Source organism: Emticicia sp. CRIBPO (genome assembly GCF_009905725.1).
Taxonomy (GTDB): domain Bacteria; phylum Bacteroidota; class Bacteroidia; order Cytophagales; family Spirosomataceae; genus Leadbetterella.
Map to the genome: position 1 here is coordinate 497,652 of NZ_JAAAKV010000003.1, position 24,214 is coordinate 521,865.

Here is a 24,214-nt window from a genome sequence, read left to right on the forward strand (position 1 = left end):
TTAAAGGACCTTGTCTCACATATTCTTTAGTGCCTCGATGGTCTGAAGGGGATTGGCCGAAGAGAAAACAAAACTACCCGCCACAAGGGCGTCCGCCCCTGCTTCTACCAGTTTTTTGCCGGTCTCAAGATTTACACCGCCGTCTATTTCAATGAGGGTGCTGAGGTTTTGTTCAGTGATCATGCTTTTCAGCTTTCTTACCTTATCATAGGTCTTTTCGATAAACTTCTGTCCTCCGAAACCCGGATTAACAGACATCAGAAGAACAAGGTCGCAATCAACCAGGATATCTTCAAGCAGGGAAACCGGCGTACCGGGATTAAGTACCACACCTGCTTTACAGCCGGCCTCTTTGATCTGGGCCAGGGTCCTGTGTATATGAGGACAGGCTTCTAAGTGTACAGTGATCTGATCAGCCCCTGCTTTTTTAAAGGCCTCAATGTATTTTTCCGGCTGAACGATCATCAGGTGAACGTCGAGGGGTTTGGTGGCGTGCTTTTTTATGGCTTCTGTCACCGGAATCCCGAATGAAATATTGGGAACAAATACCCCATCCATAATATCGATATGAAACCAATCGGCCTGAGAAGCATTGATCATTTCAACGTCTCTTTGCAAATTGGCAAAATCGGCGGCTAATACGGATGGAGCGATAATCGTTTGATTCATTTGTGCTGAGCTTTTTTTACAAAGGTAGTCATTTACCGATTATCTGCCAATTTGAACCATTCACTCAATAAAAGCTGTCAACTACTAATTCCAGTCTTTACGGTGTTTTTATTTTAATAATTTTAGCTTGAGAAACAGTTAAATCTACGTGAGAAAACGAGTAGAAATACTCTAATTTCTATGAGGCCTTTTCTTCAACTTTGTATCGAAATGAAAACTAACTAAAAAACTTTGAGTCGCTATGAATAATGTAACAAATCTACCTGCGAGAAACATCCTGAGATTTAACTATGGTAAAAAGCCGGTGCTGTCCAGCTCTATCAAATATATCGAGAGCTTTGCCGGAAATTACTCAATGGTCAGATTGCATGACCACGGTTATATCTGCTCTTCTTTTACTTTAAAACACTACCGTGAGAAACTTGAGCCGCAAGGTGAGTTTTTCCTCGTGCGTAAAGGTCTTCTGATCAACCTGAATTTTATCAATCAGATCATTGATCAGGAAGGTAAAAAATGGGCCGTTCTTACTTCCGGCGAAAGCTTTCAGCTGTCGAGAAGATGCGGTCAGAAATTGCTGAGCTTCTTGAAAGACAAAGAAGATCTTAAAATGGTTTGCTGAATTAGTTGAAATCACGATAACCCCTGAAACGGACCAATGCATTCTCCGGTTTCCGGAGAATGCCCTTCCCGGCTTTTTGCTATTGACGAACGCCTTTCCGCTAGAACACCCCAGCTTACGCTACTTATTTTTCCCATCTCAATCAGCTTTGCTTTGGCTAAGGGGGCTTATTAACTTTTATGTATGGTAATCCTGAAAAATAATTTCAAACGATTAACTTTGGAGTTAAAATCTATCATCAGTAAAAGAAATGAACCCTCAAGAAAGAATTGACGAGCTCTCTGACCAGTTAAACCATTACAATCAGAAATATTACCAGGATGCCGTTTCACTGATCTCAGATCAGGAGTTTGATTTCCTGCTCAAAGAACTCGAAGAGCTTGAAAAGAAATATCCTGAGTTGGCCAGGGAAGATTCTCCGACCCACAGGGTGGGAGGTACCATCACCAAATCTTTTGAAACGGTGGCCCACAGGTATCCCATGCTTTCACTGTCTAATACTTACAGTGAACAGGAGCTGATAGACTGGGATGAACGCATCCGCAAAATCCTAGACAAAGATTCGTACGAGTACATTTGTGAAATCAAGTTTGACGGTATTTCCCTTTCGATGGTTTACGAAAACGGGGTGCTGAAAAGGGGTGTGACCAGGGGAGACGGGCAGCGTGGTGATGATATTACCACCAATGTCAAGACGATCAGGTCTTTGCCTTTAAGAGTCAGGTCCGAATTACAGACCTCAGCCGTTTTTGAAATAAGAGGAGAAGGCTTTTTACCCAACAAGGAATTCCAGAGAATCAACGCAGAAAGAGAAGACATAGGGGAGCCAGCCCTGGCGAACCCGAGAAATGCGGCATCAGGCACTTTCAAAATGCAGGACTCAAGTGTTGTGGCGTCCCGGAACCTGGATTGTTTCATCTACCAGTTTATCAGTGAGGATGACCGTTTTCAGACCCATGAAGAAAGCCTGATCGACCTCAAATCTATGGGATTCAACGTGTCTCAGTCCTGGAAAAAAGTAAATACGATCCAGGAAGTGATAGAGTATATCAATGAATGGAGTGATAAAAGACATACGCTGCCTTGTGCCACTGACGGAATCGTGATCAAGGTCAATTCCTACAGACAAAGAGAAGAACTGGGCTTTACGGCCAAAAGCCCGAGGTGGGCGATCGCTTATAAATACAAAGCAGAATCTAAATCGACCCTGCTTAAAGGAGTGACCTACCAGGTGGGCCGCACCGGGGCAGTGACGCCGGTGGCAGAACTGGAGGCCATTGAACTTTCTATGACGACTGTCAGAAGGGCTACCTTACATAATGCGGATGAAATCAAAAGGTTGGGGCTTTGTATCGGAGACTATGTTTTTGTGGAGAAGGCGGGTGAAATCATCCCGAAAGTAACGGGTGTGGATGCTTCGAGGCCCTCTGCTTTGTTCAGGGAGGAAGTGCAGTTCCCGACTGCATGCCCGTCATGCGGAACAGGATTGGTGAGGACAGAAGGTGAGGCGGCCTATTATTGCCCGAATGAAAAAACATGCCCGCCCCAGGTAAAAGGCCGGATTGAGCATTTTATCCAGCGTAAAGCAATGAACATTGACAGCCTGGGAGAGGGTAAAATAGAAATCCTGATCGAAAACAGGATGATCGACGATGCATCGGACTTGTATCGGCTGAATTACGACAGTCTTTTAGGTCTGGAGAAAGTACATGTGGATGAAGAGACCGGGAAAGAGCGGAAGGTGAGTTTTAAGGAAAAAACAGTACAGAATATATTGGACGGCATAGAGAAATCCAAAAGCCAGCCTTTCAGTAAGGTGCTGTTTGCCATAGGCATCCGGTTTGTGGGTGAAACCACCGCTCAGAAACTGGCGGCTTATTTTAAAGATATCAATCAATTAAAACTGGCGACTTATGATGCCCTGATGACCGTTCCGGATGTCGGAGGTAAAGTGGCTCAGAGTATTCTTGATTACTTCAGCGAAGAAGCCAATGTGCAGTTTGTGGAAAGGCTGGAAGCGGCCGGGTTGCAAATGGTGTCTGAAAGCGTCGCGTTGGAGGTGGAGGGCAATGCCCTTGACGGGAAGACATTCTTGTATAGCGGCACTTTTGAAAACTACAGCCGCGAAGCCCTGGAACAAAAAATAGAAGCCAACGGAGGAAAACTGGTCAGCGGGGTGTCCAAGAAACTGGATTTCCTGATCGTCGGAGTCAATGCCGGGCCTTCAAAAATCAGCAAAGCTGAAACCTTGGGTGTGAAAATGATCAGCGAATCGGATTTTGAAGGAATGCTGACTCCGCCGGTTTCATAAAGCCTGATTCGGAGAAAAGTACAAAAATACCGTCTTGCTGAGATAGGATTACAACAGATACCAGACATCAGAATCCGGGATGGGGAGTGTAAGGTGCAATAAATCTGCACGTTACACTCTTTTTTTTATGGCCGGATCTTAACAAGGGATACATAATAGAGGGAAAATACCCGGTAAAATGACAGACGAGGGCACTTTAATTTTCGGATTATCGTCGTTTTTTAGAAAATATCAGTTGCTGTCTTATGAAAAACAGTAAAATTTTTTGGTTTGCTTCCCTTGAAAATTAAAAAAAAGTACAAATTATCTTTAAGTTGTGCAAACATTTGCAAATTTAATAAAGATCACAAAAACAAATATTCACCCGATTGCATTGACGACTTTGCACTGAAGTGTCATTATTACAAATAAAATAAGTGTTTTTGATCGCATTGAATTCATCTACATTTGTCTTGCTAAACAGGTCAGCGTTTCAGATATGGATCTGATAATCAACACATGAGTTATTTGATTAAATCCACACACTAACGCCAATTTCAGAAGGGGATATGTGAATAGACGCTTCTTTAATTAACCTAGGGAATTTTATGAAAAGGCTATTATTTATGATTTAAAAGGAGTATTTGCTTGTTTTCGCTATTCTTGGCAGAAGGAGTAATATTAACCACATTTAAAACGAACATTTATTCAATCAGATTTATAATAGAAAACTCTTAAGGGTTTAGGGATCAATCAGACACTCCCCTGGTTTTTTCAGGGAGAGTGTCTGGATTTTCAGCAGGACAATATTATTCAACCTTAATTTTTCCTGGTTTTATACAGACCGGGTTAAGTTTATATACTGCTTTTTAATCCAATGTTTCGGCAGGGCGGACGTTAAGCTTCTTGTGAGATGTCTGAGATTTTGACGGCTGTTCCGTATATTTGGTGATCAGTATATTCAACCATATGAAAAAAATAACCTTCGCCTTCTTTTTGCTGGCCTTTGTGCCGCATGTCTGGGGGCAGTCTGCCAATAAACGCGTTTTGCTGTACAGCAGGGCCGCCCGCTACTATCATGAGTCTATACCCGACGGCGTAAAAGCCATTCAGAAACTCGGAAGTGAAAATCATATTGATGTTGACAGCATAACCGACAGTCTTTACTTTACAGATGCCAACCTGAAGAAATACGCAGCCATTATCTTTCTCAATACCTCGGGAAATCCGCTTAATGCTGAGCACAAGAGAGCCGTGGAGCGATTTATCAGGGCAGGCGGCGGATTTGTAGGTATCCACTGTGCAGCCGCTACCTTTAATCGCCTGCCTTCGGGCACAGAACCAGCCTGGCCCTGGTATTTTCAGCTGCTAGGGGCCGCATTTACCAATCATCCGGCACCTCAGCCTGCAGTTTTTGAGGTGACAGACCGGAATGACCCATCAACCCGGCATCTGCCGGCCCGCTGGAACCGGACTGAGGAATTGTACAATTTTAAGGACATTCAGCCGGATATTCATGTGGTCCTGAAGGTGGATGAAAGCACCTACAAAGGGGGTGAAAACGGCGTCAGCCATCCTATGGCCTGGTACCATGAATTTGATGGAGGAAGGTCATTTTATACGGCTTTGGGTCATTTTCCGGAAGCTTATGCCGATACGGAGTTTATGAAACACCTGTTGGGAGGGATACAATATGCCATGGGTAAAAATGTGGTGCTGAAATATAAAAAGTAATGCAGCTGCTCAAAATAATTGCTTTTATAACAATAACGGGATTGATCTGCAACAGTTGCGGTAAAGACCCTTTGCCCGAACCAAGTACGGAAGGCCGGAATACATTCGGATGTAAGATCAACGGAAAGGTATGGAAGCCCAATGGCCTGCAGGGCGAAACTCCGCCGGTATGGCCCATTGACATTACTTTTTCGCAGTTGTCGGCAGACACCTTCAATATCTTCATTTATACCAGCCTTGCCGGGACCAACGAGCATGTCCAGCTTACCCTTCCCAGGGCAGTTAAGGGATACAACGCCCTGAAAAATACGCCAGGAGAGGCTTTTGGTGTGTATTACGACAATGACTTCTGGCACTATTTTACCTCCAATCAAGGCAGTGGCAGTGTGAACTTTACACGGATTGACCCTGTCAATGGAATCGTTTCAGGAACTTTTGAATTTGAGGTCGAGGGAAATGTCAACAAGCGTAAGATAAAAATCACCGAAGGCCGGTTTGATATCGATGTAAAAAAGTCCACACGGATATTTTAAAAGTCTGATTGTAACTTTAAGGAGAGATCGCCTGTTTTTTGCTGCCTTTCAGCAACAATCTGAGTAATTTTTCTCGTGATTTATTGTGGGAAAAGTCATGGTTTATTATTTTTAACTTATTGAAAACTAATCTATTATGAAAATCCATGAAAAATTCATTCAATTACCCCGCTATTATCGTATCGGCACTGGCCAGCTTAGGCATCGGTTTTGTCTGGTTTACGGTACTTTTTAAAACAGCCTATATTCAGGACCTGGGTAAGACCAGGGAACAAATGGCCCAGGGGCCCAATGCGATTGTGGCGTCCTCGTATCAGTTGCTCGGCAATCTCGTTATGGCCCTCGTACTGGCGTGGCTTTTAAGGAAGCTCGGTTATGAGACCGTAGGTGAAAGTCTTCAGCTCGGTATCCTGATCTGGCTGGGCTTTGTGGCTGCCATCATCGGGCCGATGTATGCTTTCCAGGCTTTTTCGTTCCGTTTGTTCCTGATCATTTCAGTAGGGTATCTGCTCTGTATTTTAGCGACCTCCGCGATTCTGGCGGTTTGGAAAGGGTGAGAGCATTCTTTTGAATGAAATCATACAAGAATCAGCTCAACTCAAAACGCTCCGTTTCCGGAGAATAAGTTTCATATTTTTTCCACAAAATGTTTGGATAGATGATTTTTAAAAACTTACTTTGTAAAACAAAGTACTTTTTAACTAATCAAAAAAATGAAAATCTACAACTTCTGGAAATCTGTTACCCATGAAATCATTTTCCCTGCACAACTTGCTTTCGGGGTCTTCTGGCTTAATCTCTTCGGGGACAGGCAATATTGTAAGGCATTGAAAGAAAACATAAAGACTTTACCTGAAAACACACTAGGCAAACATTTGTGGCATTTGCTGGACGCAAAGAAAATAGATTTTGTACCCTGGTATCAGCCGCATGATCTGAAACACGCCTTGTTAGGTTACAAAATGGAGGCAGGGGATGAGATGAAAATGCAGGCTTTTATGTTCTGAAATGCAGGATTCTCAGTTTTTGTATCCGTTGTTTTCCTGATGTTTGTGATCTGGACGCCCGACGTCTGGCCTGAACTGCCTTATCATTACCGGGTCGGGAAATTGACCAAACCGGTCGGGGACTGGAAGGTTGAAGAGGTTATTCACCTGGATCTGGAAGAATTGAGGCAGGGCATTGGCTTGTATGAAGCAAGAGAGAAGGCCATTTTAAATTAAAACAATAAAGTAATTCAAACAAAAAGGTAGCCCATGTTTACATTCCGTATCAGGTATTTCATTATTTTCTTGTTGTTGTTTTTGACGGAAGCAGCCATTGCTGTTTTTATTCACGACGCTGTTATCCGTCCGTTTTTCGGTGATTTCCTGGCGGTCATTGCCGTGTATTTTTTCCTGAAATCATTCCTTGATATCCGGGATATCGTCCTTATCTGGTCAAGCCTGGGCTTTGCTTATTTCCTGGAGTTGCTGCAATACTGCAATTTTCTGAAGTTTTCCGGTCTTGAAAAATACAAAATCCTGGTCGTTGTGCTTGGCAGTTCATTTGACTGGCGTGATATGCTCGCTTACACTTTAGGAATTTTATCGGTATTCCTTTTTCAACAAAGAAAGACCTGGTTTAAAAAAAGCCTGACAGGGTCTTAACAATATAAACATTAAATGATCATGACTTTCGTACGTAAAAACTCAATTGTCCGTGAAATCTGGGGTAAGGCCGATACCATTCTCTTCATTTTTGGAGGGGCTGCCGCCGAATTTTCCCTAAACAAAGCTGTGGATTGGCTGTATTTTACAGGAAAACTCCCCAATGACCCGCTCGGACGCTTATTTTCCACGGTGGTATATGCTCAGAAGATTATCTTCTCAGATGAAAAGACAGCATTGGATTCCATCGATAAAATCACGGCCATTCATCAGTCTGTTGAGCAAAGCCGGGGCATGCAGATTCCGGACTGGGCATACCGGGATGTACTTTTTATGCTGATCCATTATTCGATTTCTGCTTTTGAACTGCTGGAAAGAAACCTGGAAGAATCTGAAAAAGAGGAAGTTTTTGATGTGTTCAACAGGGTAGGGCTGAGGATGAACCTTAAAAACCTGCCCCTGAATTACCGGGAATGGCTGCTTTCAAGAGAACATCATATGCGTCAGGATCTACTGAAAAGCGGCTTTACTGCTGATTTATACAAGCAATATAAAAAACACCTGGGGCTTGTTCGCTATGCTATCCTGATCGAAGGGCAGAAGCTGGTCGTGCCGGCCTATGTGAGGCATTTGCTGGGGCTGAGGGAGTTCTCGGGTCTTAAACCTTTTCTGCTGCTTTACAAATACGCTCAGAAGATAAGGATCGACAAATTCCTGAAACAGCTTCTTCTGCCGCCCCGCTATGCGGAGCAGATCATGGCTCTGGACAGGCTGGCTGAGCATCATTCATGACTATTAACAACAGAAGCTCCGGAAACAAAAGAGGCCGCTCAAGTCATTGAGCGGCCTCTTTTTATGAATGTCTTGCTGAATTATTTCGCAGGAACTGTCGCTGGCTGAGTAGCCGGAGCTGTCTGAGCCGGAGGCGTAGTTGTTGGTAATGCACTCGGAGCAGTGGTAGCACGTTCAACGTTCAATCCGCTGTCAGCCGCAGCTGCACCGCCGTTCATTTTTGAAATGATACCGGTTCCTAAAGCACCTACAATAAGAAATGCAAAAAATCCCCAGGTCAATTGTTCCATAATGTCTCCTGTTCTCTGAACACCAAACATCTGGCTTGTAGCACCACCACCAAATTCAGAAGAAATACCGCCACCTTTTGGGTTTTGAATCAGAATGATAACGATAAGCAAAATGGCCACGATGATCATCAACACAAGAATAATTTTTAATAACAGCATATTTATTTAAGTTTTTTATTGATCGCTATTTACAAAAGAGGTGCAAAAATAGCATTATTTTTCAATTATTATATAAGTGTCTCTTTCTTTTTTTATCAATTATTTTTTTGAAAATGGCTCGGTGAACGAAATCTTGTTGCTCATGTATTTTTCGATGATCTGGCCCTGTCTGAGCTTTAACTCGTCTGATGACAGTTTTTTGTTTCCGGATATCATGTCCACCGGCTCGGGCATGGGAGCTTTCCTGAAAAACAATTGGGCAATGGCCCGGTTGTTATCAGCCAGCTGATCGGCTTTAACCCACAGATCATTGTTGAAAAGGTCAGCCTGAAGCCTGTTAAGGGCAAAAAAAGGAACTTTGAACTGAGGATATTTCTGACAAAGTCCTATCAGGAAATTGACTGCATTTTGCGGAGCCCGTTTTTCGGGATTCAGCATCGACCAAAGTTTCTCTTTATCTTCCATTACCAGGTTGCGGCGGTTGAGTTAAAAATATTCAAAACCAGCTGATCAAGGATTTTCGGTACCAGGCTCGGTTCAACCTGGCTCAGGGTTTGTCCCTGCGAAAAGTCCTGGTAGAATGAAAACTCCTTCTCGAAATTTTCTTCTTCACTGAATTTATTCTGGAATCTCACTTCCACTTTGATGGTGAGCCTGTTCATCGCCGCCTTGTCACCGGCTGTGGCCGACACCGGGGTGATTTCGTATCCAGTAATGGCCCCTTCAAGGAAAAGGTCACCGTCAGCAGGCTTGAGTTTGAGGCTCGTATTTCTCTGGTAATATTCTTTCAGTTTCTCATTGAAGCTCAGGGTAAGGTTCTGAGGTCCCCCGGCTGTAGCCATCACAAAGTTCTGAATGGTGACGGTTTTCAGCTCGTCTGATAGGGTTGTTCCCGTAAAAGAATAAATCTTACAGGAACTGATCATGGCCGGGCTTCCGCATATCAGTAGAAAAAAGAAAAGGACCCGGTATCTATTTTTCATCTTCAATGTCATATTGTTTGATTTTTCTGTATAACGTCCTTTCTGATATACCCAATATCTGGGCCGCATATTTTCTCTTAAAGTTATTCTTTCTCAGGGCTTTAATGATCATTTCCTTCTCATTTTTTTCGAGCGATAATGATTCTTCTTCCGTTTCATGGGTAATGTCTTCTATATCTTCACGGTCTTCCTGCAGGTCGTCGATCGTCAGGATATTGTCTGAGTCCTGCGGCAAATAAGAAGGGTAAACCGGGTCGGGCTGATAAGTTTCCTCTGTTTTGACAGGCAGGGCAAAACTTTCTTCTTTTTTGAGGTCTTTGAACAAGTCGTGGTTGGCCTCAATAATCGGCCCGACATTTCCGCCGGAATGCATGATGGAATAGACCAGCTTTTTCAGCTCGGTCATGTCCTTTTTCATGTCAAATAACACTTTGTATAAAATATCCCTTTCTGAAAAATCATTGTATTTGCCGCCGTCTATGCCTCTCAGCAGGGCGGGAAGTCCTGAAGCCTGCTCTTTCGGAAGGTATTTTTCGAGGATCTGGTGGTTGATGATCCTTTCCTGTTCCAGGATGGTGATCTGTTCGGCTATGTTTTTCAGCTGACGGATGTTGCCCGGAAAACGGAAAGTCCGCAGCAAGCGACGGGCATCTTCGGTCAGGTCTACTGGTTGTATCTTGTTTTTCTCTGCAAAATCTGAAGTGAATTTCAAAAACAGCAGTTCGATGTCGAAGCCGCGGTCACGAAGCGGAGGCACCACAATCGGCACGGTATTCAGCCTGTAGTAAAGGTCTTCTCTGAAAGATCCTTTTTCAATAGCCCCCATCAGGTTGACATTCGTAGCGGCTACCACCCTGACATTGGTGGTTTTGACTTTTGACGAACCCACAGGAATGTATTCCCCGTTTTCCAATACCCTCAGCAGCCTCGATTGTGTACCGATCGGCATTTCAGCGATTTCGTCCAGGAATATGGTGCCGCCGTTGGTCGTTTCGAAATAACCTTTACGGTCATCAATAGCACCGGTAAATGAGCCTTTGACGTGCCCGAATAATTCCGAGTCGATGGTGCCTTCCGGAATGGCCCCGCAGTTGATCGCAATGAAAGGTCCGTGCTTTCTCTGGCTGAGGCCGTGTATGATTTTGGAGAATGATTCTTTACCGCTGCCACTTTCTCCGTTGATAAGCACCGTGAGGTCGGTAGGGGCTACCTGAACCGCCACATTCAGGGCATAGTTCAACGCCGGGGCATTGCCTATGATCCCGAAACGGTTTTTTACGGATTGTAATTCGGCACTGTTTGTCATAGTTTCTGCAGATCTGTTTCTTCTACCACCACTTCACCGATGAGGGTGCCTGTGGTGCAGGCTGTGATCAGAACATTGACATATTCTCCCTTTCTGAAATTGTATTTCGGGAAAACCACCACTTTATTCTGGTCTGTTCGTCCTTTCAGTTCTTCTTCTGATTTCCTGGAAAACCCTTCAATCAGCACCCTGTGGACTTTGCCTATTTCTTTTAAATTATTGATGTGAGAGTGTTCTCTCTGTTTGGCGATGATTTCGTTGAGACGGCGTTTTTTCACGTCTTCCGGAACATCGTCGGCATATTTTTTAGCGGCTGGTGTTCCTGGTCTTTCAGAGTATGAGAACATATAGCCGTAGTCAAATTTAACGTAATCCATCAGGCTTAAGCTATCCTGGTGGTCTTCTTCCGTTTCAGAACAAAAGCCGGAGATCATGTCCTGCGAAATACCGCATTTATCTCCTAAAATCTCCCTGATCCTGTCAATTTTATTGATGTACCATTCCCTGTCATAGGTCCTGTTCATCATTTCCAGGATACGGGTGCTGCCGCTTTGGGCGGGCAGGTGGATGTAATTACAGACATTATCATACTTTTTGATGGTATAGATCACTTCGTCGGTAATGTCTTTCGGGTGTGAGGTAGAGAACCTGACCCTCAGTTCCGGGTGGATCAGAGCGACTTTCTCAAGCAGCCGGGCAAAATTCACTTTCTCTGTTTTGTCTGCATTTTCCCATTTATAAGAGTCCACATTTTGTCCCAGCAAGGTCACTTCACGGTATCCCTGCTCAAATAAGCCTGCCGCTTCATTGACAATGGTATAGGCGTCACGGCTGCGTTCGCGGCCGCGGGTATACGGCACCACACAAAAACTGCACATGTTATCACAGCCTCTCATGATCGAAATAAAAGCCGAAACCCCGTTGGAGTCCAGCCTGATCGGGCTGATGTCGGCATAAGTTTCTTCCCTGGACAGGAATACGTTGACGGCCTTGTGCCCTTCTTCCACTTCAGCGATCAGGTTGGGAAGTTCACGGTAAGAGTCAGGTCCTACGACCATATCCACCATTTTCTCCTCTTCCAGCAGCTTGGTCTTCAGGCGTTCTGCCATACAACCCAGCACGCCTATTTTGACATTAGGATTGTTTTTCTTCAGCGGACTCAGCGATGAGAGTCTTTTTCTTACCTTTTGCTCAGCATTGTCGCGGATGGCACAGGTGTTGAGCAGGATCAGCTCGGCTTCATCCTGGTTGGAAGTGGTTGAGAAACCCTCATTCCTTAAAATGGAAGCCACAATTTCACTGTCTGCAAAATTCATCTGGCATCCGTAACTCTCTATATATAATTTTCTTGTACCGGCATTGTGCTCGTCAACAGACACCATGGGTTCATCAAGACTGTTCTTTTCTTCCTCGCTAATGATCTTGAGTGATTCGGCAACTATTCCCATTTCTTATTTTTACGGATAATTAATTCAAATACAAAATTAAGCAAAACTGACAGATTGTCAGTGTTAATTTAACTAAAAATTTAAAGACATAGTTCTCAGAAAGGGTAGCCGATTCCGAAATTCCACTGCAGCCCGTAAGGCATTTTTCTGCGGAGAGAAAATTCATCCAGGACAAATCTGTCACCCACAGCCCTGGAGGGGTCAACGACTTTGATACCCCAGTCAAAACGAAAGAGAAAATAAGAGAGGTCCCAACGTAGACCCAGTCCTGTTCCGACGGCGAATTCCTTGTAGAACCTGCTGAAATCAAAATTGGCCTTGTTGGCTTTGGAAGGGATGTTCACCTCATGCCATTTCCACACGTTACCGGCATCAATAAAGGCGGCCACCTGGATATCACCCGCAAAACGGGCCACTTTAGCCCTGTATTCGACGCTTCCTTCCATCAGGATGTCGCCCGGTTGCGGAAACGTGTTCCCGTCAATCGTAGTGTCCGGTTTGGCTGAGCCTACACCCAATGACCTGGGTGACCAGGCCCTCACACTGTTGCTGCCGCCGGCAAAGAAATTCTTTTCATACGGAAGAGCTTTGTTGCGGCCGTATGGATTCGTTACCCCGAAGTTGACCCTGTAGGCCAGACTGCTGGAGGGGCTTACATTCACATATTTGCGGAAATCAACGTTGAGCTTGACAAACCTGAAATAGGCCCGGACGCTGTCCGGAGACTCATTGTCATGTCTCAGTGGGAACAGGTTCTCGATGAAGCCCAGCCGCTCCTTGTTCTTCAGAAAATTGAGGGATGTTCCGCCGGATTCAAGGAATACCCTTAAAAACCGCGAGGTGGCATAAGGTTTTCTGAGGTCCTGGTTGTTAAACACAAAATTGGTGTTGATGCTGGATACAAACTGGGGGTCAAAAGTAACCTTGAGGTTGTTGCCCAGGGCCTGCTGATCCACAAGGCTCTTATAAAAATTACGTCCTTCAAGACTTCCCGAATAGTTGGTATTGACCAGGTTGGCATCCAGGATCGAGAAATAGAAAACGCTGTATTTTGATGGCTGAAACGAATAGTTTGAACTCAGCTTGAAGTTGAGCCGCTGTCCCCAGAAAGGTTCTGAATAGTTAAAACCCAGCCCGATGGTGGTTTTTGGGTTTTTCAGATGCACCAGCTGGTTTTTGAGGGGTAGCAGAATCAGCGTCGGGAAAGAGAGGTTGGCGTTGGCTCCCAGTTCAAGACTCCCCCTGATTTTCGGCTTACCGCTGGTGATGAGGGGTGAGGGCTGGCCTTCATAGGAGGCTTTGACAGAACCTTCGAATACTTCCAGACGCTTAAGCATGTTTCTGACGGTCAGAGACACAGGAATACCGAATCCGTAAAAGTTGGACCCGTCATTCGAAATACTGTTCAGACCAGGTGATGTACCCACCGTGTATTTTTCAAGCAAAGGGGCAAAATACTCCAGCGAAAGACTGTTGGGGGCAGTTACCTTGACTTGTGAACTGGCAAACGCAAACTGGTTCATCAGGCCCATTTGCCTTTGTGTCTCTATGATGTCATCTATTTTGTATTCTTTCCCTGCACGGGTCAGTACCCTGTTGCTTACAATCGAAATCGGTATTCTTTTGTCGAGTGTGATGAACCTGATACCATTGTAAACCAGTGTGTCCGGTTGCAGGTTGACTTGTGTGGCATTAGGGTCAAAAGCTTTGAATACGACTTCTTTGACCGTAAATTTTTCGTGGATGTCCCTGCCCGGAGGGTTGCTGATCTCAAAATAAAGATTACCTCTTTTCAGTGATTTGAACAACTCATAATCTCCCTGGGCGTTGGAAGCCCCGTGGGTAAGGTAAATGCCGGAGAAGTTATAATAGCCGTTATTCTTAAGCAGGGATTCAATTCTGAGTCTTTCGGCGTCAACCAGGCGTTTGTCAAAACGGTTGCCGGGCTGTATCAGTTTGTTTTTTTCATTGGCCCTGATAAGGCTGTCGATGTGTGGGTCAGGGATGTTATAAATGACCGAGTCAATCAGATAGGGCTCATTTTCTTTGATCTGGTAAGTGAGCAGGATTTTCCTGGGATTTTTGGAAATTGTTGAGTCGATCCTGAAATTTACGGACGCTTCACGGTAACCGATGTCCATCAGAAATTTCTCTATTTTTTTCGAGGTTTCTTCTATTTCTTCCCGCTTGACGGTGGCCGGAATTTCACCGATATTCCGCCAGAACCAAGCTACCTGCTGGTTAAGGTTTTCATTGAGACGGCTGACTTTTTTCTCTATTTTTTGTTTTTTACGTGTGATCTTGATGCTTTCGAAGGTCTGTGGAAGCTGGTTGAGCCTGGTCAGCTGGCGGGTGAGTTTCCGTTCCTGTTTCTGAACGTTAAACACGTTTTTACCGAAGCTGTACCACCTGACCCTGGGTGTAAAAGGAAGATTAAAAGGCTTGGTGTTTTCTTTCTGATCAACAGGAATGAGGGTTTCAAGCTCTTCCGTTAATACTTTTTGATTACCTTTGAAGTTCTGTCGCCACAACAGATACTCGTCTTTTTCGAGCGGGACGTTGTATCGACAAGAGAAAAACAGAAGGGCTCCCACAAAAGTGAATAGGATATTTTTAATGATTTTATTCAAAGGATTGCCCGTTTTTTTAAATAAATGTAATTGATAATTACTGTATAATGATCTCAAAGCAACAGCAAAAATACGTCCAATCTTTGCATAATAAAAAATACCGTACAGAAAATGAGCGTTTTTTGGTTGAAGGCGAAAAAAGCATTCTTGAATTATTAAACTCTGATTTTGAAGTCGAAATTGTCTTTTGTTCTCCGGAACTTGCGGCAGAAATTGATTCCGCAGGTTATAAAGTAAAGGTGGCAGAAGGAAGCGGGGATGAAATCGGGAAAATCAGTACCTTAAAAAATAATTCTTCGGGGGTGGCTGTCGTCAGATCAAAGCCCAACAGGCCGGTTTACTGTGGCAAAGATGAGATTATCCTGGTCCTTGACGACATCCGGGATCCCGGTAACCTGGGGACCATTATCAGGCTGGCCGACTGGTATGGTTTGAAAAACATCGTTTGTTCGGAAGAAACCGTCGAGTTTTATAATCCTAAAGTGATTGCTTCCACGATGGGTTCGTTTACAAGGATTCACTGTTATTACACTTCGCTGACGACTTATTTCGAAGGAATTGAACTGCCTCTGACCGGCACTTTTCTGGAAGGACAAAATGTACATGAATTTATTTTCCCGCCTTCTGGTTATTTAGTAATCGGAAGCGAGTCTCACGGTATATCGGATGCGATGAAAGAGAGGATAGATTTCCGGGTGACTATTCCACGGTTCGGACTGGCAGAATCGCTGAATGCGGCCAATGCCACCGCTATAGTGCTGGATAATCTCAAAAGAAACAAGTAAAGGCAAACAATTTCAATAATAATTACTTTAACTAAAAGTTTTTTCCGATTTTTGCGGAAATTTTTAATAACCAATCATCCTAAATGGAAAAATTCGATAAAAATTATATTATAGGTTTTGTTCTATTGTTTTTAATGTACGGGACATACATGTATTTCAATCCCGGAACACCAGCGACTCCCGAAACTACCCAGCAAAAATCAACTGCAAAAGCCAGCCCGTCCACCGCTAAATCTGCGGCCGTTCTTACTCAGGATACCTTGAAACTGAAAAGCCAGTTCGGCGATTTCGCTTCAGCAGCAGTAGGAACAGAGCAGGAAGTGACAGTTGAAAACGAAGATGCCATTATCGTTTTTTCATCGAAAGGTGGAGCGATCAAAAAAATTACCCTTAAAAATTATCAGACTTTCGGTGACTACACCAAAAAGACGGGTAAACCGATGGTGATTCTTGATGAAGAAAATTCTGAAATGAAACTGGAAGTTCAGACTCCTAAAGGCAAAATTGACCTGAAGGGCCTTTACTACCAGACTTCAGCCGTTTCAGGTAAAGTAAACGGAGAAGGTAAATATGAAGTTAAATATTCGGTGAGCCTTGGAGACGGCAGAAGTGTTGACCAGGTATATACAGTGGGGGGCAAAGGCTTCTCTATCGATTATGACCTGAAATTCAACAACACCCACGGATTGATTTCCGACCAGCCGGTTTCATTCTACTGGAAAGACAAGCTGAAAGTACTGGAAAACGACCTCGCTGAAAACCAGAAGGCTGCCCAGGTCAACTACCTGGATTCGGAAGACAATTTTGAAGACGTCGGTTTCGGTAGTGTTGACAATGAAGAAGAAAAAGCAGAGCGGCCGGTTAAATGGTTTGCTTACAAACAAAAATATTTCGTAGGCGGGTTTGTTTCAAAAAACGCCCCTTTTCAGAACGCCAGCTTTACTTTGACTACGCCGGTTGGAGATTCGACCACGGTTAAAATTGCTGAAGCGAAAGTAGAATTACCATATAAAAACATTATTGAAGGCAAAGGTAACTTCAGGTTCTATGCCGGACCGAATGATTATGAAGAGGTATTGAAAGTGGCCGACGGATTTCACAAGAACGTTTACCTCGGATACGACATCGTGAAGCCGATCAACCGTTTTGTTTTTGTGCCGCTTTTTGAGTGGGTAGAGAGCTTTATTACCAATTATGGTCTGCTGATCATCCTGGTGGTACTGATCATCAAAACCGCTCTGACGCCGTTGATCTACAAATCGTATGTGAGTTCAGCCAAAATGAGATTACTTGCCCCTGAGATCAACGAGATCAAAGAAAGGGTGGGAGATGACCAGGTGAAGGTTCAGCAGGAAACCATGAAGCTGTATCAGCAGGTGGGTGTCAGCCCGTTAAGCGGCTGTGTGCCTTTGTTGCTTCAGATGCCTATCCTGATGTCTGTTTTCTTCCTCTTCCCGAACATGATCATGTTCCGTCAGAAAACATTCCTTTGGGCCAACGACCTTTCTACTTATGATGCACCGATCAGCTGGGCTACACACCTTCCTGTTATAGGCAATCACATCAGTTTGTTCGTGGTATTGATGACACTTTCAAGTCTTGCCTTTACCTATTATAACAACCAGATCACACCGGCTCAGCCAGGACCGATAGATATGAAGAAGATTTCTTATATCTTCCCGCTGGTGTTCTTCTTCGTGTTGAACAGCTTCCCGGCAGCCCTGAGTTTCTACTACCTGGTGTCCAACCTTGTGACGATCGGTCAGCAGCTGATTGTCCGGAAGTTTATTGACGAAGATAAAATCCGGGCAGTGCTCGAGAATAATAAAAAGACTTATCATACCAAACCTCAGAAGAGAAACAAGTTCGGGGAGTATCTGCAGAAACAACTCCAGGCTTCAGAGGAAATGAAAAAGCAAAGTGAAGACCTCAAGAAGAAGTCGAAAAAGAAATAAAACAAAAATGTTCTGCAAGCTTTAATTGTAGAACATTTTTTTATAAATTCAATCTTTATATAAACTCAAACGTTTGAGTCAAAAAAATAATCTACAATGAAAAAAACGTTGATTCTATATTTTATCTGTATTTCAGCTGTTTTCGGACAGATGCCCGATGAGAAATACCTGATAGAATATAAAAAAGCCGTCCAACTTTTTGCTGACAGTCAGTATGAAGCTGCCAACACCAGACTGATCCCACTTACTTCCAAATCTTACAATAATCCCGTTGTACCTTACTCGATGTACTACTATGCATTGAGTACTAAAAAACTGGGCCAGAATTACCAGTCGAGGGTGATCTTAAGACAATTGTTTGAGAGATTTCCTGACTGGGATAAAATGGAAGAAGCCTATCTGCTTTACGCGGAAGTAAACCTTTCTGAAAACTACTACGAAGAAGGGATAAAGAGCCTGGAGAGAATCCAGGATCCGCAGTTTAAGCCTGCAGTGACAGGTCTTATCAACACCACGATACCTCCCATCAAGAATGTGGAATTGCTGAAAGATCTTTACGGTAAGTTTCCCGGCCAGGTCGTTATCGCCAAAACCCTGGTAAAGAGAATCCAGGAGAAAAGGGTCAATACCAAAGCAGATCTTGAGCTTTCAGATGTACTGACCAACAGGTTTAAATTGAATGCTCCTTCAGGAAACGATTCAAAAGAACCCAAAAGAGGAAAAGGACGCAATTCAGATGATAATGTCATAGACTTCGGAGTCTTATTGCCGTTCAATATCAAAGAAGTCGGGCTGGGAAGTAACCTGAAAACAAACCAGTACGTCTATGACCTGTATGCCGGGATGAGACTGGCCGCTGAAGAACTTAAGGCGGAGGGAATTGACATCAAGCTGTTTGCGTTCGATGTAGAGAAACGCAAAGAGGATTTTGTAAAACTGGAAAAAGACCCCAATTTTAATAAGATCGACCTGTTTGTAGGGCCGCTTTATCCTGAGCCTAACAATGAAGCCGTAGAGTTTGCCATCAGGCACAAAATATTCCAGGTGCACCCCTTGTCAAACAATGTTTCTTTACTGAAAGACAGCAAAAACATATTCCTGGTGCAGCCGTCCTATACCCAGCAGGCCAGGAGGACACTTGAGTTTGTGAAAGAAAGCAACCTGAATAAAAACCTGTCGATCTATTTCGGCCCTTCAAAAAAAGATTCTCTGTTTGCCTTTGTCTACAAAACAGAAGCGGAGAAAAAAGGATATAAGGTATTGGAGATTAAAAAGTTTGTGACTTTTAATTCCATCAAACCCGGGCAGGCTCCGGGTCATGTGTTTTTCTCAGGGGATAATAACCTGGGGGTGAAATTTGTACAGGGTTTGGGTCAGCAAAAGATCAAGGCCAAGGTGATCTGTAATTCTTCGGCGTTTAACTTCGAAAAAGTATCTCCTGATATCCTGACGAGGGACATCAATATTATCTACCCTGAGTTTGTGGATTCCGAGAAGAAAGAAGTGGTTGATTTTAATAAGAAATACCTGATCAAAATGGGCTCTGTGCCTTCTTACTTCAGTTATTCCGGTTATGACCTTGTGCTGTATTTTGCCAGGATGCTGAAAGACGGAAAGGACATTATGAGCCTGAACCTGGATGCCAAAGCTTACACAGAAGATTTTACGCTGGGAGGGTTTGACTTCAGAGGTAATAAAAATGAAAATGAAATTGTTCCTATCGTTAAGTTTGAGGATGGGAAGTTTGTAGAAATATTCAGATAAAATGGGACTTAAGAAAAGTAAAAATTTATTCGAGAAAGCGAAAGAATATATTCCGGGTGGTGTCAATTCACCTGTCAGAGCGTTCAAATCTGTGGGTGGTCACCCGATCTTCATTAAAAATGCAAAAGGAGCCTACCTCGTTGATGAAGACCATAACAAGTACATAGACATGATCAATTCATGGGGTCCGATGATCCTGGGTCATGCCTTTCCGCCTGTAGAGAAGGCTGTAAAAAAAGCGATTAAAAATTCATTTTCTTTCGGGGCACCTACCAGGAAAGAAGTGGAAATGGCTGATCTGATTGCAGAAATGGTGCCTTCGGTAGAGAAAGTAAGAATGGTGAATTCGGGCACGGAAGCTACCATGTCTGCGATAAGATTAGCAAGAGGATATACTAAAAGAGATAAGATCGTCAAATTTGAAGGCTGTTACCATGGCCACGGTGACTCATTCCTGATTTCGGCAGGTAGCGGAGCCATTACGATGGGAACGCCCGATAGCCCCGGTGTTACGGCTGCCACAGCCAAAGACACCTTGCTGGCTCCGTTCAACGACCTGGAAGCCGTGAAGAAAATCATGGAAGCCAATCCGGGTGAGATCGCCGCTCTGATCATAGAGCCTGTCGTAGGCAACATGGGTTGCGTTTTGCCTAAACCCGAATATCTGAAAGGACTTCGTGAATTGTGTACACAGCATGGAGTCGTCTTCATCTTCGATGAGGTGATGACAGGTTTCAGGCTTGCACCGGGTGGTGCACAGGAAAGATTTGGTGTAACCCCCGATCTGACGACCCTCGGCAAGATTATAGGCGGAGGCATGCCTGTAGGAGCTTACGGCGGAAAAACGGAGATCATGGATTATGTTTCTCCCCAGGGCCCTGTTTATCAGGCAGGAACGCTTTCCGGAAACCCCATTGCCATGTCTGCGGGACTGGCGATGTTGAAACATCTGAAGAAGAACAAAGATATTTATACCCAGCTGGATGAAACCGGTTTCGAGATCGTTAACGGTATCAGAAGGACCTTACTCGAACTGGGACTGAACTATTCCATCAACTGGGTGGGATCTATGTACAGTTTGTTTTTCACGGAGGTGGACGTGGTGGATTTTGAAACAGCTAAAACCTCTGACACCGCTTTGTTCGGAAAGTATTTCCACGAGATGCTGAACAGAGGCGTTTACCTGGCACCTTCTCAGTTTGAGACCCTGTTTATTTCTACCAAAATAGACGATAAACTCATCAAAAAGATATTGAAGGCTAATCGTGAAAGCCTGATTTCTATCACTAAGTAATGCGTAAATATTCCGTCATTATTCCGGTATACAACCGCCCCGATGAGGTCAGGGAGTTACTTGAAAGCCTGGCTAAGCAAACCTACAGGAATTTTGAAGTGCTGATTGTGGAAGACGGCTCAAAAAATACCTGTGAGGACGTTTGCAGGTCATTTTCAGGCCAGCTTGAGCTGCATTACTTTTTTAAGGAAAATTCAGGACAAGGTTTTTCCCGCAATTACGGCTTTGAAAGAGCGAAGGGCGACTATTTTGTGCAGCTCGACTCAGACGCCATCATTCCCGAAACTTATTTTGAAGCAGTAGAACAACGCCTCAATACAGATTACCTGGATGCGTATGGTGGTCCTGATGCAGCCCACGAAAGCTTTACACCCATTCAGAAAGCCGTTAATTATGCCATGACCTCGGTATTTACTACCGGGGGCATCAGGGGTAAAAAGAACAATCTCGGGGGGCAATTTCATCCCAGGAGCTTCAATTTCGGGTTTTCAAGAGAAGTCTGGAACAAAGTGGGGGGCTACAAAATCACCAGGATGGGGGAGGATATCGAATTCAGTATCAGGATGATAGAGGCCGGTTTTAAAGTTGGGTTGATTCCGGAAGCCTTTATTTACCACAAAAGAAGAACGAGTTTTACCCAGTTTTACAAGCAGTTATTTTTCTTCGGAAGAGCCAGGATCAACATCTCAAGGTTTTTCCCGAAAGAGCTGAAGATCGTGCATCTTTTTCCATTGGTATTTACACTGTTCGTATTTTCTATACCGGTCCAGTTTTTTGTTTATAAACCCTTATTTTTCCTCTCTGTCTCGGTTTTCCTGTTCTATTTTCTCGTTATTTTTTTACATTCAACGGTTCAGAACAGCAGCCTGAAAGTAGGTTTCCTCAGCATAACTGCCTGTTTTATTCAGTTGTTTGCCTATGGATGCGGTTTTATCAGTGAGGGCCTTAAAGGCAAGTCCAAGGCTTGAAATCAATGATTTTTTTTGCCCATTTTTACTTCATAGATCAGTCTGGTGACGTTATTGTCCAGTCCTGAATACCAGTTTAAATGAGGGCTTATTTTCCCGCATTCCAGGTTAAGACATTCTGTAAATTCATGGGAGTAATTACACGAAGGACATTTGGAAATGTTTTCGAAGGGGTCAAACTCACATCCGCAAAGGCACTTCCAGCGAGTTCTCTTTTTAGGTTTCCAATTACATTTTGGACAGTAAATTTTCATCATCAAACCATAGGTAAGGTTTGAATACAAAATTAACCATTTAGCTACGCAATTCAAAGGAAAATCCATATTAAATTCTGTATATTGGGCTTATATTTGCAGGGTTTACCGGTTTAAGACGTTTTCAGAAGCAACATATTTTTGAAGCCTCCGAACGAAATCAGCCCGGGATTAGTTTTTTAATTATTCATCAAATATTTCATTTTGCAAGAAGAAAAGTACAGCGGTAAAATTGTAGACAGTGTTATCCTGAAAAGGCTTTACAAGTTCATCAAACCCTATGAATTCAGGTTTTACCTTTTGGTATTGACCATTCTCGTCGGAGCGGTAACTTCACCTTTATTGCCATTGCTTATCCAGTATGCCATTGATGGTCCGGTTTCTGAAGGAGACTACCAGGGCTTGTCTATGGCCCTTCTGGCCATGGTTTTGCTGCTCGTTTTCAGTTCTGTAGTGGCTTTCTTTAACACTTACCTGGCGGGATGGCTTAGCCAGCACGTGATCCGTGACATCCGCGTGCAGGTCTATGAAAAGATCGTTAAACTTAAGCTGAAGTTTTTTGATGATACGCCCATCGGCCGCCTGGTCACCAGGACCATCTCAGATGTGGAGACTCTTTCCGATGTTTTCAGTTCGGGTTTTGCGGCCATTGCCGGTGACATCCTCCAACTGATTCTGATCATTGCCGTTATGTTTTATACGGACTGGCGTTTGTCGCTGATCAGCCTTGCTACAGTACCGCTTTTACTCATCAGTACATACGTGTTTAAGGAGAAGATCAAAAAGTCTTTCAACCTTGTCAGAAATGCAGTCGCCAATCTCAATACCTTTGTCCAGGAACACCTGACAGGCATGAGCCTTGTGCAGATCTTCAATTCGGAGAAAACTGAATTCGACAAATTTGAAAAGATCAATGCCAAACACAGGGATGAGAATATCAGGTCTATCCTCTACTATTCGGTTTATTATCCGGTGGCCGATGTGATTTCTGCCCTGGGTACCGGACTCGTGGTCTGGTACGGAGCCAAAGAAATCCTGAATGAACAGGCTTCTTACGGTACCATCACGGCCTTCATCATGTTTATCAACCAGTTTTTCAGGCCGATCCGCATGATCGCTGACCGCGTCAATACCCTTCAGATGGGGGTGGTGAGTACTTCGAGGATCCTCGATATCCTGGACAGTTCTGATAATAAAATGGAAGGCGGCGAAGTAACCCGGCACATCGAAGGAAAAGTAAACTTCGAAAATGTGTGGTTTGCCTATAACAACGATAATTATGTTTTAAAGGGTATTACCTTCGAAGCTAAAGAAGGTGAGACCATAGCTTTTGTGGGAGCTACCGGAGCGGGTAAGTCTTCGATCATCAACCTGCTGCCGAGGTTTTACGACATCAGCAAAGGCGAAGTGCTCATTGACGGGGTTCCGGTGAAAGAATACAATCTGCAGGTGCTTCGTAAACAAATCGGTATGGTGCTGCAGGATGTGTTTTTGTTTTCAGACAGCATTGAATATAATATCACGCTGGGCGATGAGTCCATTTCCCGTGAACAGGTCGTTGAGGCCGCTAAACTTGTGGGAGTTCATGATTTTATCATGCAGCTGCCGGGCGATTACGATTACAAAGTGATGGAACGCGGAGCCACCTTGTCTGTAGGGCAACGCCAGCTGATCTCCTTTGTGCGGGCTCTGGTTCAGAACCCGAAAATCATGATACTCGACGAAGCCACGTCTTCTATCGATTCCGAATCTGAAGAAATGATCCAGAATGCCATCGACAAACTTATGAAAGGTAGAACGGCCATTGTGATTGCTCACCGCTTAAGCACCATCCAGAAGGCAGATAAGATCATTGTGATCGATAAAGGTCATATTGTTGAACAAGGATCTCATGAAGACCTCCTGACCATCGAGAACGGATTTTACAATAACCTTTACCAGATACAGTACGCTTCAGCTTTGGTTTAAGGCAGAATTTAGTACCGTAAATTTTACTTCCCATTGTTTTTTCAACCCGTTGTGTTGAAGTTTTTCTCATGATATTGAACCGGCCGTATATTTAGAACAACCGCCCGGTTAATCAATTTCTGTG

Annotated in this window: 22 protein-coding genes; 15 read left to right on the forward strand and 7 right to left on the reverse strand. The window is 43.9% G+C overall.

The features are described 5' to 3' along the window. Nucleotides 1–15: 15 nt before the first annotated feature. On the reverse strand, nt 16–669 hold the full coding sequence (gene rpe / locus GVN16_RS08895) for a ribulose-phosphate 3-epimerase (RefSeq protein ID WP_166563513.1): 654 nt from the start codon (nt 667–669) through the stop codon (nt 16–18). 241 nt (nt 670–910) lie between these two features. Here rpe and GVN16_RS08900 point away from each other — a divergent pair, with 241 nt between their 5' ends. The 9 genes from GVN16_RS08900 to GVN16_RS08940 all read left to right on the forward strand — a co-directional run bounded on the left by GVN16_RS08900 (nt 911) and on the right by GVN16_RS08940 (nt 8,286). Beyond that, the gene (locus GVN16_RS08900) at nt 911–1,288 is read left to right on the forward strand and encodes a LytTR family transcriptional regulator DNA-binding domain-containing protein (protein ID WP_166563514.1); all 378 of its coding nucleotides are present in this window, start codon (nt 911–913) and stop codon (nt 1,286–1,288) included. Nucleotides 1,289–1,538: 250 nt separating this feature from the next. Next, a complete protein-coding gene (ligA, locus tag GVN16_RS08905; protein WP_166563515.1) occupies nt 1,539–3,599 on the forward strand; it encodes an NAD-dependent DNA ligase LigA in 2,061 nt (686 codons plus the stop codon). A gap of 948 nt (nt 3,600–4,547) precedes the next feature. Next, nucleotides 4,548–5,312, forward strand: coding sequence for a ThuA domain-containing protein (locus tag GVN16_RS08910; protein ID WP_166563516.1), 765 nt, complete (start codon nt 4,548–4,550; stop codon nt 5,310–5,312). Between the two features lie 41 nt (nt 5,313–5,353). Further along, the gene (locus GVN16_RS08915) at nt 5,354–5,845 is read left to right on the forward strand and encodes a DUF6252 family protein (protein ID WP_166563517.1); all 492 of its coding nucleotides are present in this window, start codon (nt 5,354–5,356) and stop codon (nt 5,843–5,845) included. 146 nt (nt 5,846–5,991) lie between these two features. Continuing rightward, nucleotides 5,992–6,402 carry a DUF1761 domain-containing protein gene (locus GVN16_RS08920; protein ID WP_166563518.1) on the forward strand — a complete coding sequence of 137 codons (411 nt, stop codon included), beginning with the start codon at nt 5,992–5,994 and terminating at the stop codon, nt 6,400–6,402. A gap of 156 nt (nt 6,403–6,558) precedes the next feature. Continuing rightward, nucleotides 6,559–6,852 carry a hypothetical protein gene (locus GVN16_RS08925; protein WP_166563519.1) on the forward strand — a complete coding sequence of 98 codons (294 nt, stop codon included), beginning with the start codon at nt 6,559–6,561 and terminating at the stop codon, nt 6,850–6,852. A 39-nt stretch (nt 6,853–6,891) separates the two neighbouring features. Next, nucleotides 6,892–7,068: a hypothetical protein gene (locus tag GVN16_RS08930; protein WP_166563520.1), complete on the forward strand. Its 177-nt coding sequence runs from the start codon at nt 6,892–6,894 to the stop codon at nt 7,066–7,068. Nucleotides 7,069–7,101: 33 nt separating this feature from the next. After that, a complete protein-coding gene (locus tag GVN16_RS08935) occupies nt 7,102–7,494 on the forward strand; it encodes a DUF2809 domain-containing protein (RefSeq protein WP_166563521.1) in 393 nt (130 codons plus the stop codon). 21 nt (nt 7,495–7,515) lie between these two features. Next, the gene (locus tag GVN16_RS08940; protein WP_205748815.1) at nt 7,516–8,286 is read left to right on the forward strand and encodes an oxygenase MpaB family protein; all 771 of its coding nucleotides are present in this window, start codon (nt 7,516–7,518) and stop codon (nt 8,284–8,286) included. 80 nt (nt 8,287–8,366) lie between these two features. On the opposite strand, the gene secG is transcribed toward GVN16_RS08940, so the two are convergent. The 6 genes from secG to GVN16_RS08970 form a co-directional block, all read right to left on the reverse strand. Then, nucleotides 8,367–8,735, reverse strand: coding sequence for a preprotein translocase subunit SecG (gene secG / locus GVN16_RS08945; protein ID WP_166563522.1), 369 nt, complete (start codon nt 8,733–8,735; stop codon nt 8,367–8,369). Nucleotides 8,736–8,834: 99 nt separating this feature from the next. Beyond that, a complete protein-coding gene (locus GVN16_RS08950) occupies nt 8,835–9,200 on the reverse strand; it encodes a hypothetical protein (protein ID WP_166563523.1) in 366 nt (121 codons plus the stop codon). After that, nucleotides 9,200–9,718, reverse strand: a complete 519-nt coding sequence (locus tag GVN16_RS08955) for an LptE family protein (protein ID WP_166563524.1) — start codon at nt 9,716–9,718, stop codon at nt 9,200–9,202. The genes GVN16_RS08950 and GVN16_RS08955 overlap by 1 nt, the downstream gene beginning before the upstream one ends. Further along, nucleotides 9,708–11,024 carry a sigma 54-interacting transcriptional regulator gene (locus tag GVN16_RS08960; RefSeq protein ID WP_166563525.1) on the reverse strand — a complete coding sequence of 439 codons (1,317 nt, stop codon included), beginning with the start codon at nt 11,022–11,024 and terminating at the stop codon, nt 9,708–9,710. The genes GVN16_RS08955 and GVN16_RS08960 overlap by 11 nt, the downstream gene beginning before the upstream one ends. Further along, complete coding sequence (miaB, locus tag GVN16_RS08965; RefSeq protein WP_166563526.1) at nt 11,021–12,472, reverse strand: tRNA (N6-isopentenyl adenosine(37)-C2)-methylthiotransferase MiaB; 1,452 nt, start codon at nt 12,470–12,472, stop codon at nt 11,021–11,023. The genes GVN16_RS08960 and miaB overlap by 4 nt, the downstream gene beginning before the upstream one ends. 95 nt (nt 12,473–12,567) lie before the next feature. After that, nucleotides 12,568–15,102, reverse strand: coding sequence for a BamA/TamA family outer membrane protein (locus GVN16_RS08970; protein WP_166563527.1), 2,535 nt, complete (start codon nt 15,100–15,102; stop codon nt 12,568–12,570). Nucleotides 15,103–15,149: 47 nt separating this feature from the next. Here GVN16_RS08970 and GVN16_RS08975 point away from each other — a divergent pair, with 47 nt between their 5' ends. The 6 genes from GVN16_RS08975 (at nt 15,150) to GVN16_RS09000 (ending at nt 24,090) form a co-directional block, all read left to right on the forward strand. Then, nucleotides 15,150–15,887: an RNA methyltransferase gene (locus GVN16_RS08975; protein ID WP_166563528.1), complete on the forward strand. Its 738-nt coding sequence runs from the start codon at nt 15,150–15,152 to the stop codon at nt 15,885–15,887. Between the two features lie 83 nt (nt 15,888–15,970). Then, nucleotides 15,971–17,842 (forward strand): membrane protein insertase YidC, encoded by a 1,872-nt coding sequence (gene yidC, locus GVN16_RS08980; RefSeq protein WP_166563529.1) that lies wholly within the window; start codon nt 15,971–15,973, stop codon nt 17,840–17,842. Between the two features lie 96 nt (nt 17,843–17,938). Then, nucleotides 17,939–19,606, forward strand: coding sequence for an ABC transporter substrate-binding protein (locus GVN16_RS08985; RefSeq protein ID WP_166563530.1), 1,668 nt, complete (start codon nt 17,939–17,941; stop codon nt 19,604–19,606). Nucleotide 19,607: 1 nt separating this feature from the next. Next, on the forward strand, nt 19,608–20,900 hold the full coding sequence (gene hemL, locus GVN16_RS08990) for a glutamate-1-semialdehyde 2,1-aminomutase (RefSeq protein ID WP_166563531.1): 1,293 nt from the start codon (nt 19,608–19,610) through the stop codon (nt 20,898–20,900). Next, nucleotides 20,900–21,868 carry a glycosyltransferase family 2 protein gene (locus GVN16_RS08995; protein WP_166563532.1) on the forward strand — a complete coding sequence of 323 codons (969 nt, stop codon included), beginning with the start codon at nt 20,900–20,902 and terminating at the stop codon, nt 21,866–21,868. Before hemL ends, GVN16_RS08995 begins: the two co-directional genes overlap by 1 nt. Before the next feature lie 458 nt (nt 21,869–22,326). Beyond that, nucleotides 22,327–24,090 carry an ABC transporter ATP-binding protein gene (locus GVN16_RS09000; RefSeq protein WP_166563533.1) on the forward strand — a complete coding sequence of 588 codons (1,764 nt, stop codon included), beginning with the start codon at nt 22,327–22,329 and terminating at the stop codon, nt 24,088–24,090. Nucleotides 24,091–24,214: the final 124 nt, after the last annotated feature.

Excerpts from the sequence above, each read along its gene's own strand:
- rpe (WP_166563513.1), bottom strand. The coding sequence starts at position 669 with ATGAATCAAACGATTATCGCTCCATCCGTATTAGCCGCCGATTTTGCC.
- GVN16_RS08900 (WP_166563514.1), top strand. The coding sequence starts at position 911 with ATGAATAATGTAACAAATCTACCTGCGAGAAACATCCTGAGATTTAAC.
- ligA (WP_166563515.1), top strand. The coding sequence starts at position 1,539 with ATGAACCCTCAAGAAAGAATTGACGAGCTCTCTGACCAGTTAAACCAT.
- GVN16_RS08910 (WP_166563516.1), top strand. The coding sequence starts at position 4,548 with ATGAAAAAAATAACCTTCGCCTTCTTTTTGCTGGCCTTTGTGCCGCAT.
- GVN16_RS08920 (WP_166563518.1), top strand. The coding sequence starts at position 5,992 with ATGAAAAATTCATTCAATTACCCCGCTATTATCGTATCGGCACTGGCC.
- GVN16_RS08925 (WP_166563519.1), top strand. The coding sequence starts at position 6,559 with ATGAAAATCTACAACTTCTGGAAATCTGTTACCCATGAAATCATTTTC.
- GVN16_RS08930 (WP_166563520.1), top strand. The coding sequence starts at position 6,892 with ATGTTTGTGATCTGGACGCCCGACGTCTGGCCTGAACTGCCTTATCAT.
- GVN16_RS08935 (WP_166563521.1), top strand. The coding sequence starts at position 7,102 with ATGTTTACATTCCGTATCAGGTATTTCATTATTTTCTTGTTGTTGTTT.
- GVN16_RS08940 (WP_205748815.1), top strand. The coding sequence starts at position 7,516 with ATGACTTTCGTACGTAAAAACTCAATTGTCCGTGAAATCTGGGGTAAG.
- secG (WP_166563522.1), bottom strand. The coding sequence starts at position 8,735 with ATGCTGTTATTAAAAATTATTCTTGTGTTGATGATCATCGTGGCCATT.
- GVN16_RS08950 (WP_166563523.1), bottom strand. The coding sequence starts at position 9,200 with ATGGAAGATAAAGAGAAACTTTGGTCGATGCTGAATCCCGAAAAACGG.
- GVN16_RS08955 (WP_166563524.1), bottom strand. The coding sequence starts at position 9,718 with ATGAAAAATAGATACCGGGTCCTTTTCTTTTTTCTACTGATATGCGGA.
- GVN16_RS08960 (WP_166563525.1), bottom strand. The coding sequence starts at position 11,024 with ATGACAAACAGTGCCGAATTACAATCCGTAAAAAACCGTTTCGGGATC.
- miaB (WP_166563526.1), bottom strand. The coding sequence starts at position 12,472 with ATGGGAATAGTTGCCGAATCACTCAAGATCATTAGCGAGGAAGAAAAG.
- GVN16_RS08975 (WP_166563528.1), top strand. The coding sequence starts at position 15,150 with ATGATCTCAAAGCAACAGCAAAAATACGTCCAATCTTTGCATAATAAA.
- yidC (WP_166563529.1), top strand. The coding sequence starts at position 15,971 with ATGGAAAAATTCGATAAAAATTATATTATAGGTTTTGTTCTATTGTTT.
- GVN16_RS08985 (WP_166563530.1), top strand. The coding sequence starts at position 17,939 with ATGAAAAAAACGTTGATTCTATATTTTATCTGTATTTCAGCTGTTTTC.
- hemL (WP_166563531.1), top strand. The coding sequence starts at position 19,608 with ATGGGACTTAAGAAAAGTAAAAATTTATTCGAGAAAGCGAAAGAATAT.
- GVN16_RS08995 (WP_166563532.1), top strand. The coding sequence starts at position 20,900 with ATGCGTAAATATTCCGTCATTATTCCGGTATACAACCGCCCCGATGAG.